Source organism: Streptomyces sp. SM1, assembly GCF_002910825.1.
GTDB lineage: Bacteria > Actinomycetota > Actinomycetes > Streptomycetales > Streptomycetaceae > Streptomyces > Streptomyces okerensis.
The window spans coordinates 1-14,948 of sequence record NZ_NEUB01000546.1 but is presented as its reverse complement, the minus strand read 5'-3'; the positions used below and the strand labels follow the sequence as shown (position 1 = coordinate 14,948).

Genomic DNA, 14,948 nt, shown 5'->3' with positions numbered 1-14,948 from the left:
GGGGGTGACGAGGGGTCGTCGGGACGGGCGCCGGCGGAGGGCGCCGGGCGTTCACCGGACTCGTGGACGGCGTCGTCGGCGGCCGGGGCCTCGGGCCCGGTGTGTTCGGCCGACTCGTCGTTGCCGGGCCGCGGCTGCCCGCGCCCGCCGCTTACATCCACCGGTGTCCCCTCGTTCGCTGCGTATCCCGCGCCTGCCGGACGGGAGGTCTCTCGTCGATGGTATGCGGCGATCGCCGTTCGTTCCGCCCCGGCACCCCTGTCTCCACCCCCTCCTTCCCCTTCTCTCCCTTTGGTCACGCCGCATTGTCGGTGGCGGGCCGTAAGGTCTGTGGGCATGGAGACGAGCACCGAGGGCGCGGCGCGGCCCGACAGCAGCCCGGTCACGGCGGAGGCGGCGGGGGACGACCCCGTCGTGGTGCCCGGGGCACGCGCCGTGCCGCCCGCGTCGCTGTCCCCCTCGCGTGCGAGTGACTTCATGCAGTGTCCGCTGCTGTACCGGTTCCGGGTGATCGACCGGCTGCCGGAGAAGCCGAGCGAGGCGGCGACCAGGGGGACGCTGGTGCACGCGGTGCTGGAGCGGCTCTTCGACGCCCCGGCGGCCGAGCGCACCGCGCCGCGGGCGAAGGCGCTGGTGCCGGGCCAGTGGGACCGGTTGCGCGAGTCGCGTCCGGAGGTCGTGGAACTGTTCGCCGACGATCCGGAGGGCGAGCGGCTCGCACGCTGGCTGGCGCAGGCGGAGGCACTGGTCGAGCGCTGGTTCGGGCTGGAGGATCCGAGCCGCCTGGAGCCCGCCGAGCGGGAGCTGTTCGTCGAGGCGGAGCTGGAGTCCGGGCTGCGGCTGCGCGGGATCATCGACCGGGTGGACGTGGCGCCCACCGGCGAGGTGCGGATCGTCGACTACAAGACCGGCAAGGCCCCTCGCCCGGAGTACGCGGAGGGGGCGCTGTTCCAGATGAAGTTCTACGCGCTGGTGGTGTGGCGGCTGAAGCGGGTGATCCCGCGGCGGCTCCAGCTCGTGTACCTGGGCAGCGGTGACGTGCTGACCTACGACCCGGTCCTGGCCGATCTGGAGCGGGTCGAGCGCAAACTGCTCGCGCTGTGGGAGGCGATCCGGCTGGCGACCGAGACGGGTGACTGGCGTCCGCGTCCGACGAAGCTGTGCGGCTGGTGCGACCACCAGGCGCATTGCCCGGAGTTCGGCGGCACTCCCCCGCCGTATCCCCTCCCGGTGAGGGCCGTACCGACACCCGGTGAGGGCGGCTGAGTCCGGCGGGGGCCATCAGGGCAGAATGGGACCGGACTAGCGAAGGAGACTTACGTGGCCATCCGCGTCCTACTGGTCGACGACCAGCCGCTGCTGCGTACCGGGTTCCGGATGATTCTGGAGGCCGAGCAGGACCTCGCGGTCGTCGGCGAGGCCGGAGACGGCCTCCAGGCCCTGGACCAGGTGCGGGCGCTGCAGCCCGATGTGGTGTTGATGGACATCCGTATGCCGCGGATGGACGGGGTGGAGGCGACCCGGCAGATCACCGGGCCGGAACGGAACGGGCCGGCGAAGGTGCTGGTGCTGACGACGTTCGATCTCGACGAATACGTGGTGGAGGCCCTGAAGGCGGGGGCCAGCGGCTTCCTGCTGAAGGACGCCCCCGCCAATGAACTGGTGCAGGCGATCCGCGTGGTGGCCGCCGGAGAGGCGATGCTCGCGCCGAGCATCACGCGGCGGCTGCTGGACAAGTACGCCACGCATCTGCCGTCCGGTGACGAGCCGGTGCCGGACACGCTGCACACGCTGACCGACCGTGAGGTCGAGGTGCTGAAACTGGTGGCCCGCGGGCTGTCGAACGCGGAGATCGCCGCCGATCTGTTCGTCAGTGAGACCACCGTCAAGACCCATGTCGGGCACGTGCTGAACAAGCTGGGTCTGCGGGACCGGGTGCAGGCGGCGGTGTACGCCTACGAGAGCGGCCTGGTGCGTCCCGGCGCGCAGTAGCGCGCTCCCGCCGTGGTACGGAGGAGGGCGCCCTTCCCGGTACGGAGGAGGGCGCCCTCCTCCGTACCGGCGGGGCGTCAGGCCTTGCGCAGCTCCCAGAACCGGAACACGGTCGAGGCGTCGAGGCAGTACTCCAGGCCGTACACACCGTCCTGGACGACCGCGTACTGCTTGGCCTGCCACACCGGGAGGACGGGGACGTCCTCGGCGACGATGTCCTGGATCCGGCCGAACTCCCTGTCGGTGGCGGCGCGGTCGCTCTCGGCGGCCGTGCGCGGGAGCAGTGTTCCGGTGATGGTGCTGTTGCCGTAGTCGTTGTCCAGCACGTTGCCCTCGCCGAAGAAGGGGCCGGTGAAGTTGCCGGCGTCCGGGTAGTCGGGCACCCAGCCCTTGACGTAGGCGCCGTACCTGCCGGCCGCGATGTCCTTCTCGTACCGGGCGAAGGGGACGGACCTGACGTCGGCGTCGAAGAGTCCGCTGGCGTTGAGCCGGCCGGCGATCGCCTTCAGTTCCTGGTCGGTTGCCGGGCCGTAGCGGGACGGCGTGGACCACGGGGTCACCTCCACCTTGCCGCTGATGCCCTCCTCCGCCGGCGCCGAGGTGAATCCGCAGCTCTCGGCGGCGTCCGGCTGCGGCTCGGTGGCTCCCTCGGGGAAACTGAGCAGCGACTGGAAGGCGTTGTTGAACAACAGCCAGGAGCCGGGGTCGTAGCCCGAGGCGGGGTCGGTGGCGAGGACGTCGTCGGGCACTCCCACCACGATGCCGGAGCCGCCGGCTCCGTTGCCGCCGTTCTCGGTGCCACAGCCGGTCAACAGGCCGGAGGCCAGCCCCGCCACGATCGGCAGGACTGGCCACTGGGGTTGCGCAGGTTCACTTGTTTCGCCTTGTCGTTCTCTGCCCGGACCGCGCCACCGGTCGGGGCCGGTACGGGCCGTCAGCCGCTGACGCCGCGTCCGAGCTCCCAGAGCTGGAGCGTGGAGGACGAGTTGAGGGCGTACGCGGTGCCGGTGATGGTGTCGCGCGTGGCGACGTACTGCTTGCCCTGCCACAGGGGCAGCACCGGAACATCGGCGGCGACGATGTCCTGGATCTCCGTCAGGCTGTCGGAGGCGGAGAGCCGGTCGGCCTGGCGGCGCGACTCCGGGATCAGGTTCTTGATGATCTCGGTGTTGGCGTACGGCGAGTTGAGGAAGTTGTCCTTGTCCAGGAAGGGGGCCGTGAAGGCGTCGGCGTCCGGGTAGTCGGGGAACCAGCCCATGCCGTAGACGTCGTACTTGCCCTTCTGGCCGGCCGGGCGGAACTTGTTCCAGGTCTCGCCCTTGATGTCGGTCTCGAACAGGCCGCTGTCGTTGAGCTGCTCACTCAGCTGCTCGAACTCGCCCTTGGTGGCGGGACCGTAGTGGTCGGTCGTGTAGTGCAGGGTCAGCTTCACCGGGGTCTCCACCCCGGCCTCCTGCAGCAGCTTGCGGGCCTTGGCGACGCTCGGCTCGCCGTACTTGTTGAAGAACGCGTTGGAGTGGCCGGTGACACCCGCGGGGACGAGCGAGAACAGCGGCTGGGCCTGGGAGCCGTACACCTTGCCGACCAGTTCGCCGCGGTTGATGATCTGGGCCATCGCCTGGCGGACGGCCTTGTCCTCCACGGACTCGGCTTCGGTGTTGAAGGCCAGGTAGCGGATCTCCAGGCCGGGCGACTCGATGACCTCGATGTCCCCGTCGGTGGCGGTGCTGAGCTTCTGGATCTGCTCCGGCGACATGCTGCGGTTCATCAGGTCGATCTCACCCTTCTCCAGCGCCTCGCCCATGGCGTCCGAGTCGTCGAAGGAGACCATCTCGACCTTGTCGTTGTTCACCTCCAGCGCGCCCTTGTAGCTGCTGTTCTTGGTGAAGGTGGCCCGGACCAGCACGCCGTCCTCGACCGTGCTGTCGAAGGTGTACGGGCCGGAGCCGTCGACGACGAAGCCCTCGCGCAGCTTGCCCTTGTCGTAGTCGTCCGAGTTGACGATGCCCGCGACCGGGGTGGACAGCTTGTACGGGAAGGTGGCGTCGGCGCTGTTGAGATGGAAGATCACCTCGTGGTCGCCCTGCGTCTCGACGGTGTCGATGGTGGACAGCAGCGCGAAGACACCGCTGTCACCTTCGAGGGAGAGGGCGCGCTCGATGGAGAACTTCACGTCCTCCGCGGTGATCTCGTCGCCGTTCGAAAACGTCAGACCGTCACGCAGGGTGCAGCTGTAGCGCTCGTTGCCGGCATCGGTGAACCCGCACGTCTCGGCTGCCTCGGGAACCGGCTCGCCGTCGCCCCGGGGCTGCACCATCAGGGTCTGCACGGTCTGCCGCAGGATGTTCCAGGTGCCGACGTCGTAGGCCCAGGCCGGGTCGAGGGGCGCGGGGCCCTCCTCCTTGGATGCGGTGAACCGGTCCGTGGTGCCCACGACGATCGCATCGCCGTCGCCGCTCCCGCCGTCGGTGTCGCCACAGGCGGCGAGCACCGGCGCGAGCAGGCCCATCGCGGCCGCCAGCACCAAAGTCTTGCGGTTCATGCTCGAGTTTCTCCAGGACTGTCGACTCCGTGTATCCGCCATGCAGGGTTGTTGCGGCGGATCACAAGGATGGGGGCGAGGTTCTCGCGTCGACATTAGTCCGCGCCCGCAGGGAGGTTCGCGACAGCCGGAGTTGGCGGCTCATCACGCAGTGAAACCGGGTGTGAACGGATCGGCGAAGGTACCCGGGGAAGGATTAGTGCAGCTTCCCACCAATCGGGACACAAGGGCGCACCCGTGACGCCCGAAATCGGGCGGACGGCACACTCGGACATCGTTGTCGAGGCCCTGCCATGTGGTGAACCTCACACGTGAAAAGGGCCGGACGGAGCCGGAATTCGGCCGTCGGCAACCGGAGCGAATTCTTTCGGGGCAACAGCCACTCTCACGGGGTACCGACGGCGTGAATTCCGTTTCCCGGGCCGCCGCACGCTAAGTGAACACCTAGTGCATGTGCGTCATCAGGCCGCGCAGGAATGTCAGGTTCACGACTTCCAGTGAGGGGACGACCGTCCGCCGGGCCGCCGCCGTGATCGGACCCACCGAGGGCACCGCGACGACGTGGCAGCCCGCCGCCTCGGCGGCGGTCACACCGGTCACGGTGTCCTCCACGACGGCGCACCGCAGGGGATCCACGCCGAGTCCGGTCGCCGCCGCGAGATACGGGTCGGGGTGCGGCTTGGTGCGCGACACCTCGTCACCCGCGACCGACAGCGCGAAGTGGTGCGGGCCCAGGATGGTCAGCACCCGGTCGATGATCCGCCGGTGGGAGGCGGAGACGAGCGCCGTGGGAGTCTCGTACTCGGACAGTTCGGCGAGCAGCCGCGCGGCGCCCGGCATCAGCGGCAGGGCACGGTCGATACGGTCCTCGAAGCCGTCGTTGAGCAGCACCGTCAGTTCGGCGAGGCCGATGTCGGCCCCGGTCGCCTCGATGAGGAACCCCGCGCTGCGGGTCATGGGGCCGCCGACCACCACATGGCGCCAGGCGTCGTCGAGGGTGTGGCCGAGGGAGGCGAAGACGTCCTTCTCGACGTCCCACCAGAAGCCCTCGGTGTCCACCAGGGTGCCGTCCATGTCGAGGAGCACGGCCTGGAGGGCCGAGCCTTCGGCGTCAAGAGTTCCGAGTGCGGGGACCGTACCGGTCATCCACATACCTCCTTGAGGGACGTTCAGGCCGGTTCCCATGAGGGGAACCGGCCTGCGGTGGACCGACAAGTGTACGTCGTGCGGAGCCGCGACGCCTGATGTGACGCGTGCGACGGTCCGCGGACGGGCGGGGGCCGCCCGCGCGGGGGCCTCAGCGGGCGTTGAAGTACTTGGCCTCCGGGTGGTGGATCACGATGGCGTCCGTGGACTGCTCGGGGTGCAGCTGGAACTCCTCGGAGAGCTCGACGCCGATGCGCTCCGGCTCCAGCAGGGCGGCGATCTTCGCGCGGTCCTCCAGGTCCGGGCAGGCGCCGTAGCCGAGGGAGAAGCGGGCGCCCCGGTACTTCAGGGCGAACATGTCCTCCATCGCGGCCGGGTCCTCGCCGGCGAAGCCGAGTTCGGAGCGCACCCGGGCGTGCCAGTACTCGGCGAGGGCCTCGGCCAGCTGCACGGACAGTCCGTGCAGTTCCAGGTAGTCGCGGTAGGCGTTGGCCTCGAACATCCGCGCGGTCTCGGCGCCGATGCGGGAGCCGACGGTGACCACCTGGAAGCCCACGACATCGGTCTCGCCGGACTCCTCCGGGCGGAAGAAGTCCGCCAGGCAGAGCCGGCGGCCGCGGCGCTGGCGGGGGAAGGTGAAGCGGGTGCGCTCGTTGCCCTGCTCGTCCAGGACGATCAGGTCGTCGTCCTTGGAGACGCACGGGAAGTAGCCGTAGACCACGGCCGCCTCCAGCAGGTTGTCCGTCTGGAGCCGGTCCAGCAGCCCGCGCAGCCGCGGCCGGCCCTCGGTCTCGACGAGTTCCTCGTACGTCGGTCCCGTGCCGGTACGGGCCTGCTTCAGGCCCCACTGGCCCTTGAACAGGGCGCCCTCGTCGAGCCAGCTCGCGTACTCCTTGAGCTGGATGCCCTTGATCACCCGGGTGCCCCGGAAGGGCGGGTCGGGGATCGGGTTGTCGGTGGCCACGTCCGAGCGGACGTGCCCCTCCTCGGGGCGCTCCTCGATCTCCACGGTGGCCGCGCGGACCCGGCGCTGCCTGAGTTCGGGCAGCTGGGCGCCGGGGACACCGCGCTTGATGCCGATGAGGGCGTCCATCAGGCGCAGGCCCTCGAAGGCGTCGCGGGCGTAGCGGACCTCGCCGCTGTAGATCTCGTGGAGGTCCTGTTCGACATAGGCGCGGGTCAGCGCGGCGCCGCCGAGGATGACGGGGTAGTCGGCCGCGAGCCCGCGCTGGTTCAGCTCCTCGAGGTTCTCCTTCATGATCACGGTCGACTTGACCAGCAGGCCGGACATGCCGATGACGTCCGCCTTGTGCTGGTCGGCGGCGTCCAGGATCGCGGAGACGGGCTGCTTGATGCCCAGGTTGACCACGTTGTAGCCGTTGTTCGACAGGATGATGTCGACGAGGTTCTTGCCGATGTCGTGCACATCGCCGCGGACGGTGGCCAGCACGATGGTGCCCTTGCCGGCCTCGTCGGTCTTCTCCATGTGCGGCTCCAGATGCGCCACCGCGGTCTTCATCACCTCGGCGGACTGGAGGACGAACGGCAGCTGCATCTGGCCGGAGCCGAACAGCTCGCCCACCACCTTCATGCCGTCCAGCAGCGTGTCGTTGACGATCTGGAGCGCCGGGCGCCCGGTGAGGGCCTCGTCCAGGTCGGCCTCCAGGCCGTTGCGCTCCCCGTCGATGATGCGGCGCTTGAGGCGCTCCTCCAGCGGCAGCGCGGCCAGTTCCTCGGCCTTGCCCGCCTTCAGCGACTTGGCGGTGGCGCCCTCGAACAGCTGCATGAGCTTCTGCAGCGGGTCGTAGCCCTCACGGCGCCGGTCGTGGATGAGGTCCAGGGCCGTGGTGACCTCCTCCTCGCCGAACCGCGCGATCGGCAGGATCTTCGAGGCGTGCACGATCGCGGAGTCCAGTCCGGCCTTGACGCACTCGTCGAGGAAGACGGAGTTCAGCAGGATCCGGGCGGCCGGGTTCAGGCCGAAGGAGATGTTCGACAGGCCGAGGGTCGTCTGCACCTCGGGGTGGCGCTCCTTCAGCAGGCGGATGCCCTCGATGGTCGCGAGACCGTCCTTTCTGGACTCCTCCTGACCGGTGCAGATGGTGAACGTCAGGCAGTCGATGAGGATGTCCTCCTCACGGATGCCCCAGTTCCCGGTCAGGTCGTCGATCAGCCGTTCGGCGATCTCCACCTTCTTCTCCGCCGTACGGGCCTGTCCCACCTCGTCGATGGTCAGCGCGATCAGCGCGGCCCCGTGCTCCCTGGCCAGCTGGGTGACCCGCGCGAAGCGCGATTCCGGCCCGTCGCCGTCCTCGTAGTTCACCGAGTTGATCACCGCGCGGCCGCCGAGCTTCTCCAGCCCCGCCCGGATGACGTCCACCTCGGTGGAGTCCAGCACGATCGGCAGCGTGGAGGCGGTCGCGAACCGCCCCGCCAGCTCCTCCATGTCGGCCACGCCGTCCCGTCCGACGTAGTCGACACACAGGTCGAGCATGTGCGCGCCCTCGCGGATCTGCTCGCGGGCCAGCTCCACGCAGTTGTCCCAGCGGCCCTCCAGCATCGCGTCCCGGAACTTCTTCGACCCGTTGGCGTTCGTCCGCTCGCCGATCGCCAGGTACGCGGTGTCCTGGCGGAAGGGGACGGTCTGGTAGAGGGAGGCGGCGCCCGGCTCCGGGCGCGGGTCGCGCTCCCGCGGCTCCAGATCGCGCACCCGTTCGACAAGCTGCCGCAGATGTTCGGGCGTCGTACCGCAGCAGCCGCCCACCAGGGACAGGCCGTAGTCGCGTACGAAGTTCTCCTGGGCGTCGGCCAGCTCTCCCGGGGACAGCGGGTAGCGCGCGCCGTCCTTGGTCAGCTCGGGCAGACCCGCGTTCGGCATGCAGGACAGCGCGACCCGGGAGTGGCGGGCCAGGTAGCGCAGGTGCTCGCTCATCTCGGCGGGACCGGTCGCACAGTTCAGGCCGATCATGTCGACGCCCAGCGGCTCCAGCGCGGTCAGCGCGGCGCCGATCTCCGAGCCGAGCAGCATGGTGCCCGTCGTCTCCACCGTGACCGAGACGATCAGGGGGACCTCGAATCCGGCGGTCTCCATCGCGCGGCGGGCGGCGACGACGGAGGCCTTGGTCTGCAGCAGGTCCTGGGTCGTCTCCACCAGCAGCGCGTCCGCGCCGCCCGCGAGCAGCCCTTCGGCGTTCTGCTGGTAGGCGTCGCGGATGGCGGCGAACGTGGTGTGGCCGAGGGTGGGCAGCTTGGTGCCCGGTCCCATCGAACCCAGGACCCAGCGCGGCCGGCCGTCCCGCGCGGCGAACTCGTCCGCCGACTCGCGGGCGATCCGGGCACCCGCCTCGGACAGCTCGGTGACCTGTTCGGCGATGTCGTACTCGCCCAGGGCGGTCAGGTTGGCGCCGAAGGTGTTGGTCTCGACGCAGTCCACTCCCGCGGCGAAGTACTCGGAATGGACCGAACGGACGATGTCCGGACGGGTCAGGTTCAGGATCTCGTTGCAGCCCTCGAGGTTCTGGAAGTCCTCGAGGGTGGGGTCCTGGGCCTGGAGCATGGTGCCCATCGCTCCGTCGGCGACCACCACGCGGGTGGCGAGTGCCTCACGGAGAGCGGACGCACGGGTCCGGCTGTCGGCGGAAGGGGTCAGCGGCAACGAGGCCATGAAAGGGGCTCCCTCAGGTGCGACGGCTGTCGGCTTTGCGGCTGTCCGGGAGGCTTCTGTCCGCGCTTCCCGGCAGGGCGCACGCCGTCAGGGTATCCGGGAGCACGCCCTGATGTTCAGCGCGTCCACGGGGCGGACGATGATGGCCGGGACACGGCGCCTGGAAGAGGAGTTGCGGAACGGATCCCCGCCGACCGTTGGCGGGAGGTCGGCATGGACCGGTAGTGTTCGACATTGCCGAACGGCGGCAGCGACGTCGCGGGCGGCGATCGAAGGGGACGGAGGCAGTACGGCGATGGCACGGAACATCCAGTCGCTCGAGCGGGCGGCGGCGATGCTGCGGCTGCTCGCGGGCGGCGAGCGGCGGCTCGGCCTGTCGGACATCGCCTCGTCGCTGGGCCTCGCCAAAGGCACCGCCCACGGCATCCTGCGCACCCTCCAGCACGAGGGCTTCGTCGAACAGGACGACGCCTCCGGGCGCTACCAGCTGGGCGCCGAGCTGCTGCGCCTGGGCACCACCTATCTCGATGTGCACGAGCTGCGGGCGCGCGCCCTGGTGTGGACGGACGACCTGGCCCGTTCCAGCGGTGAGAGCGTCTACCTGGGGGTGCTGCACCAGCAGGGCGTGCTGATCGTGCACCACGTCTTCCGGCCCGACGACAGCCGGCAGGTCCTGGAGATCGGCGCCATGCAGCCGCTGCACTCCACGGCCCTGGGCAAGGTCCTGTCGGCCTACGACCCGGTGGCGCACAGCGAGGCCCTGGAGGCCGACCGCAAGGCCTTCACCGACCGCACCGTGTGCGATCTCGGCGCCTTCGAGCACATCCTCGACCTCACCCGCGCGCGCGGGTACGCGGCGGACGTGGAGGAGACCTGGGAAGGCGTCGCCTCCCTCGCCGCCCCCATCCACGACCGGCGCCGCATGCCGGTGGGCGCGGTGGGCATCGCGGGGGCGGTGGAGCGGCTGCGCCGGGACGGCGAGCTGCGGCCCGAGCTGATCGCGGCGGTACGGGACTGCGCCCGCGCGGTGTCGCGGGATCTGGGCGCCGGGCGGTTCTGAGCGGCACGAGGACGAGAACCGGGATGCCGCACGGCGTTCCGGTCACCGGCATGTCCCGGGGCACCGCAGCCCGGCGCCCGGCTGCGGAAACGCCGCGAAGATCGACAACCCGGGGCAATCAATAACGATCGCGCTTCCGGCAACCAAACTCTTGACGCCACCCGGACGCCGGGCAAGACTCCCGTCCATCGGTCGGCATTGTCGAACACTAACCGGCAATACGCGTTAGGGTGTGACAACGCCAAGGGCCGGCATCGCTCTCACCCCTGAGGGCGCCAATCCCCGGTGGGACCCGGGGGTCGGCTCCCTGGACGAAGGACAAAGGAGTCGCGGGTGTCCAGCTCCGACATCTTCATCGGCGAGACCATCGGTACCGCCATACTCATCCTGCTCGGCGGCGGCGTCTGTGCCGCCGTGACGCTCAAGGCCTCCAAGGCCCGTAACGCCGGCTGGCTCGCCATCGCCTTCGGCTGGGGCTTCGCCGTCATGACGGCGGTGTACATAGCGGGGCCCCTCTCCGGGGCCCACCTCAACCCGGCCGTGACCGTGGCACTCGCCATCAAGGACGGCGAGTGGGGCAACGTTCCGGTCTACTTCGCCGGAGAACTCCTCGGCGCGATGATCGGTGCGACGCTGGTCTGGATCGCCTACTACGGTCAGTTCCAGGCCCACCTCACCGACCGCGAGATCGTCGGCGGTCCGGGTGCTCAGGCCACCGCCGCCAAGTCGGTCGAGGCGCAGGAGAAGGGCGCGGGCCCCGTGCTCGGCATCTTCTCCACCGGCCCCGAGATCCGGCACTCGGTGCAGAACCTCGCCACGGAGATCGTCGGCACGTTCGTACTGCTGCTCGCCATCCTCACCCAGGGCCTGAACGACGCCGGGAACGGCCTCGGTGTGCTGGGCGGTCTGATCACGGCGCTCGTCGTCGTCTCGATCGGCCTCTCGCTGGGCGGCCCGACCGGTTACGCCATCAACCCGGCCCGTGACCTCGGTCCGCGCATCGTGCACGCGCTGCTGCCGCTGCCCAACAAGGGCGGCTCCGACTGGTCCTACTCCTGGATCCCGGTGGTCGGCCCGCTGATCGGCGGTGCCCTCGCGGCCGGTATCTACAACCTTGCCTTCGCATAGGTGACCGAATCGCCGCGAAGCGCGAATCTTGTAGTAGCGCCGTACACACAGCCCCGTAACCCAGGAACTCCCCCCAGGAGCACACAGTGACCGACGCCCACACCGCCGGCATCGCCTCTCACGGCCACGGGCCGTTCATCGCCGCCATCGACCAGGGCACCACCTCCTCCCGCTGCATCGTCTTCGACCGCGACGGGCGCATCGTCTCCGTCGACCAGAAGGAGCACGAGCAGATCTTCCCCAAGCCGGGCTGGGTCGAGCACGACGCCACCGAGATCTGGACCAATGTCCAGGAAGTCGTCGCCGGTGCCATCGAGAAGGCCGGCATCACCCGCGACGACATCAAGGCCATCGGCATCACCAACCAGCGCGAGACCACCGTGCTGTGGGACAGGAACACCGGTGAGCCCGTCCACAACGCCATCGTCTGGCAGGACACCCGCACCGACGCCCTCTGCCGCGAGCTCGGCCGCAACGTCGGCCAGGACCGCTTCCGCCGCGAGACGGGCCTTCCCCTCGCCTCCTACTTCGCCGGCCCCAAGGCCCGCTGGCTGCTCGACAACGTCGACGGTCTGAAGGAGCGCGCCGAGGCGGGCGACATCCTCTTCGGCACCATGGACACCTGGGTCATCTGGAACCTGACCGGAGGCGCGGACGGCGGCCACCACGTCACCGACGTCACCAACGCGTCCCGCACCATGCTGATGAACCTGCACACCATGCAGTGGGACGAGAAGATCGCCGAGTCCATCGGCGTCCCGCTGACCATACTGCCGGAGATCCGCTCCTCCGCCGAGGTCTACGGCGAGATCACCGGCGGCAAGCTGGGCGACCTGCTCGGCGGCATCCCGGTCGCCTCCGCGCTCGGTGACCAGCAGGCGGCCCTGTTCGGCCAGACCTGCTTCGCCGAGGGCGAGACCAAGTCGACGTACGGCACCGGCACCTTCATGGTGATGAACACCGGCGACAAGATCATCAACTCCTACAGCGGTCTGCTGACCACGGTCGGCTACAAGATCGGCGACCAGGACACGGTCTACGCCCTGGAGGGCTCGATCGCCGTCACCGGCTCGCTGGTGCAGTGGATGCGCGACCAGATGGGCCTGATCTCCACCGCCGCCGAGATCGAGACCCTCGCGCTCTCCGTCGAGGACAACGGCGGCGCCTACTTCGTGCCGGCCTTCTCCGGTCTGTTCGCCCCGTACTGGCGCTCCGACGCCCGCGGTGTGATCGCCGGACTGACCCGGTACGTCACCAAGGCGCACCTCGCCCGCGCCGTCCTGGAGGCCACCGCCTGGCAGACGCGGGAGATCGCGGACGCCATGACGAAGGACTCCGGGGTGGAGCTCACCGCCCTCAAGGTCGACGGCGGCATGACCTCCAACAACCTGCTGATGCAGACGCTCGCCGACTTCGTGGACGCCCCCGTGGTGCGTCCGATGGTCGCCGAGACCACCTGCCTCGGCGCCGCCTACGCCGCCGGCCTCGCCGTCGGCTTCTGGAACAGCACCGACGACCTGCGCGCCAACTGGCGGCGGGCCGCCGAGTGGACCCCCCGCATGGACGCGGAAATCCGCGACCGTGAGTACAAGAGCTGGCTCAAGGCCGTCGAGCGGACCCTGGGCTGGCTCGAGGACGAGGAGTAGGAACCACCATGACCAGCCAGTCCACCCTGCAGTCCGTGCCTGCCCTGGGGACGCACCCGGCGTCCGGCTCCAACCCGAGCCGCGCCGAGACCCGGGAGCAGCTCTCCAAGGCGTCGTACGACCTTCTCGTGATCGGCGGCGGCATCCTGGGCATCTCCACCGCCTGGCACGCCGCGCAGTCCGGCCTCAGGGTGGCTCTGGTGGACGCCGGCGACTTCGCGGGCGCCACCTCCTCCGCCTCCTCCAAGCTGCTCCACGGCGGTCTGCGCTACCTGCAGACCGGTGCGGTGAAGCTGGTGGCGGAGAACCACTTCGAGCGCCGTGCGGTCTCCCGCCAGGTGGCCCCCCACCTGGCGAACCCGCTCACGTTCTACCTCCCCGTGTACAAGGGCGGGCCGCACGGCGCGGCGAAGCTCGGGGCCGGCGTCTTCGCGTACTCGGCGCTGTCCGCGTTCGGTGACGGCGTCGGCCACCTGCTCTCCCCGGCCAAGGCCGCGCAGGACGTGCCGGAGCTGCGCACCGAGAACCTCAAGGCCGTGGCCGTGTACGGCGACGACCAGATGAACGACGCGCGCATGGCGCTGATGACGGTCCGCGCCGCGGCCGAGTCCGGCGCGGTCGTCCTCAACCACGCCGAGGTGACGGGCCTGCGGTTCACCAAGGGCCGGGTCACCGGCGCCGAGCTGCGCGACCGGCTCTCCGGCGACGAGTTCGGCGTGGACGCCCGGCTCGTACTGAACGCGACCGGCCCCTGGGTCGACCACCTGCGGCGTATGGAGGACCCCGGCGCCGCGCCATCCATCCGGCTGTCGAAGGGCGCGCACCTGGTCCTGAAGCGGACCTCCCCCTGGAAGGCGGCGCTCGCCACTCCGATCGACAAGTACCGGATCACTTTCGCCCTCCCCTGGGAGGACATGCTGCTGCTCGGCACGACCGACGAGGAGTTCGAGGGCGACCCGGCGGATGTCGCGGTGACCGAGAAGGACACCGCCCAGATACTGGACGAGGCCGCGTTCTCCATCCGCGACCAGCAGCTCGACCGTGACCTGATCACCTACGCCTTCGCCGGGCTGCGGGTGCTGCCGGGCGGTCCCGGGGACACGGCCAAGGCCAAGCGGGAGACGGTCGTCACCGAGGGCCGGGGCGGCATGCTGTCCGTCGCGGGCGGCAAGTGGACCACGTTCCGCCACATCGGCCGCACGGTGATGCAGAAGCTGCAGGCACTGCCCGGCCACCCGCTGGGCGAGGACCTCGAGCCGATCTCCTCGCTGCCGAAGAAGCTGCCGCTGCCGGGCGTGGCCAACCCCCGCGCGGTGGCCCACCGGCTGCTGGTGGACGGCCCGGCGCCCGGCCCCCGCATGGCGGCGGACACCGCCAGGCACCTGGCCACCCATTACGGCTCGCTGGCCTTCGACATCGCCCGCCTGGCGAACGAGGACCCGGCGCTGGGCCGGCGCGTCCACCCGGACGCCCCGGAGATCTGGGCACAGGTCGTCTGGGCCCGGGACCACGAGTGGGCCGAGACCGCGGACGACGTGCTGCGCCGCCGCACCACGCTGACGATCCGGGGCCTGGCCACGGACGAGGTCCGCGCGGACGTCCAGAACCTGCTCGACAAGAAGTGACCGCCGCTCCCCCGGCTCCCCCGCACGGGCGCCGGTAGCGGGAAAGGGGGCGGCTCCGCGCACAACGCCGGAGCCGCCCCCTTTCGCGCGTCGTCTCTCCCGAGCCCGCGGCCACCGGTGCCCGCGCCGCCCGCACGAAGCCGGC

Annotated in this window: 9 protein-coding genes and 1 pseudogene; 6 read left to right on the top strand and 4 right to left on the bottom strand. The window is 70.1% G+C overall.

Going from position 1 to position 14,948, the window contains the following annotated elements; translation table 11 throughout:
* Positions 1-336: 336 nt before the first annotated feature.
* Together B9S61_RS13495 and B9S61_RS13490 are read left to right on the top strand one after the other, a co-directional pair.
* Positions 337-1,306, top strand: a pseudogene (locus tag B9S61_RS13495) (RecB family exonuclease).
* A 14-nt stretch (positions 1,307-1,320) separates the two neighbouring features.
* Positions 1,321-1,992, top strand: a complete 672-nt coding sequence (locus B9S61_RS13490) for a response regulator transcription factor (protein WP_103542479.1) — start codon at positions 1,321-1,323, stop codon at positions 1,990-1,992.
* 77 nt (positions 1,993-2,069) lie between these two features.
* Here B9S61_RS13490 and B9S61_RS13485 read toward each other — a convergent pair whose 3' ends face one another.
* The 4 genes from B9S61_RS13485 to metH all read right to left on the bottom strand — a co-directional run bounded on the left by B9S61_RS13485 (position 2,070) and on the right by metH (position 9,344).
* Positions 2,070-2,828: an ABC transporter substrate-binding protein gene (locus B9S61_RS13485; protein WP_374936207.1), complete on the bottom strand. Its 759-nt coding sequence runs from the start codon at positions 2,826-2,828 to the stop codon at positions 2,070-2,072.
* Positions 2,829-2,926: 98 nt separating this feature from the next.
* On the bottom strand, positions 2,927-4,534 hold the full coding sequence (locus tag B9S61_RS13480) for an ABC transporter substrate-binding protein (protein ID WP_103542478.1): 1,608 nt from the start codon (positions 4,532-4,534) through the stop codon (positions 2,927-2,929).
* Positions 4,535-4,978: 444 nt separating this feature from the next.
* Positions 4,979-5,680: an HAD family phosphatase gene (locus tag B9S61_RS13475; protein WP_103542481.1), complete on the bottom strand. Its 702-nt coding sequence runs from the start codon at positions 5,678-5,680 to the stop codon at positions 4,979-4,981.
* A gap of 151 nt (positions 5,681-5,831) precedes the next feature.
* Positions 5,832-9,344 carry a methionine synthase gene (gene metH, locus B9S61_RS13470; protein ID WP_103542477.1) on the bottom strand — a complete coding sequence of 1,171 codons (3,513 nt, stop codon included), beginning with the start codon at positions 9,342-9,344 and terminating at the stop codon, positions 5,832-5,834.
* A gap of 295 nt (positions 9,345-9,639) precedes the next feature.
* On the opposite strand from metH, the gene B9S61_RS13465 reads away from it, so the two are divergent.
* The 4 genes from B9S61_RS13465 (at position 9,640) to B9S61_RS13450 (ending at position 14,803) form a co-directional block, all read left to right on the top strand.
* Positions 9,640-10,404, top strand: a complete 765-nt coding sequence (locus B9S61_RS13465) for an IclR family transcriptional regulator (RefSeq protein WP_103542476.1) — start codon at positions 9,640-9,642, stop codon at positions 10,402-10,404.
* A 333-nt stretch (positions 10,405-10,737) separates the two neighbouring features.
* Entirely contained in the window at positions 10,738-11,532 is a 795-nt protein-coding gene (locus B9S61_RS13460; RefSeq protein ID WP_103542475.1) for an MIP/aquaporin family protein, read from the top strand.
* Positions 11,533-11,618: 86 nt separating this feature from the next.
* Positions 11,619-13,178 (top strand): glycerol kinase GlpK, encoded by a 1,560-nt coding sequence (glpK, locus tag B9S61_RS13455; RefSeq protein WP_103542474.1) that lies wholly within the window; start codon positions 11,619-11,621, stop codon positions 13,176-13,178.
* Positions 13,179-13,186: 8 nt separating this feature from the next.
* The gene (locus B9S61_RS13450; protein WP_103542473.1) at positions 13,187-14,803 is read left to right on the top strand and encodes a glycerol-3-phosphate dehydrogenase/oxidase; all 1,617 of its coding nucleotides are present in this window, start codon (positions 13,187-13,189) and stop codon (positions 14,801-14,803) included.
* Positions 14,804-14,948 lie beyond the last annotated feature (145 nt).

What these genes read in the sequence shown, in the direction of transcription:
- B9S61_RS13480 (WP_103542478.1), bottom strand. Translation starts at nt 4,534, where the DNA reads ATGAACCGCAAGACTTTGGTGCTGGCGGCCGCGATGGGCCTGCTCGCG.
- B9S61_RS13475 (WP_103542481.1), bottom strand. Translation starts at nt 5,680, where the DNA reads ATGACCGGTACGGTCCCCGCACTCGGAACTCTTGACGCCGAAGGCTCG.
- metH (WP_103542477.1), bottom strand. Translation starts at nt 9,344, where the DNA reads ATGGCCTCGTTGCCGCTGACCCCTTCCGCCGACAGCCGGACCCGTGCG.
- B9S61_RS13465 (WP_103542476.1), top strand. Translation starts at nt 9,640, where the DNA reads ATGGCACGGAACATCCAGTCGCTCGAGCGGGCGGCGGCGATGCTGCGG.
- B9S61_RS13450 (WP_103542473.1), top strand. Translation starts at nt 13,187, where the DNA reads ATGACCAGCCAGTCCACCCTGCAGTCCGTGCCTGCCCTGGGGACGCAC.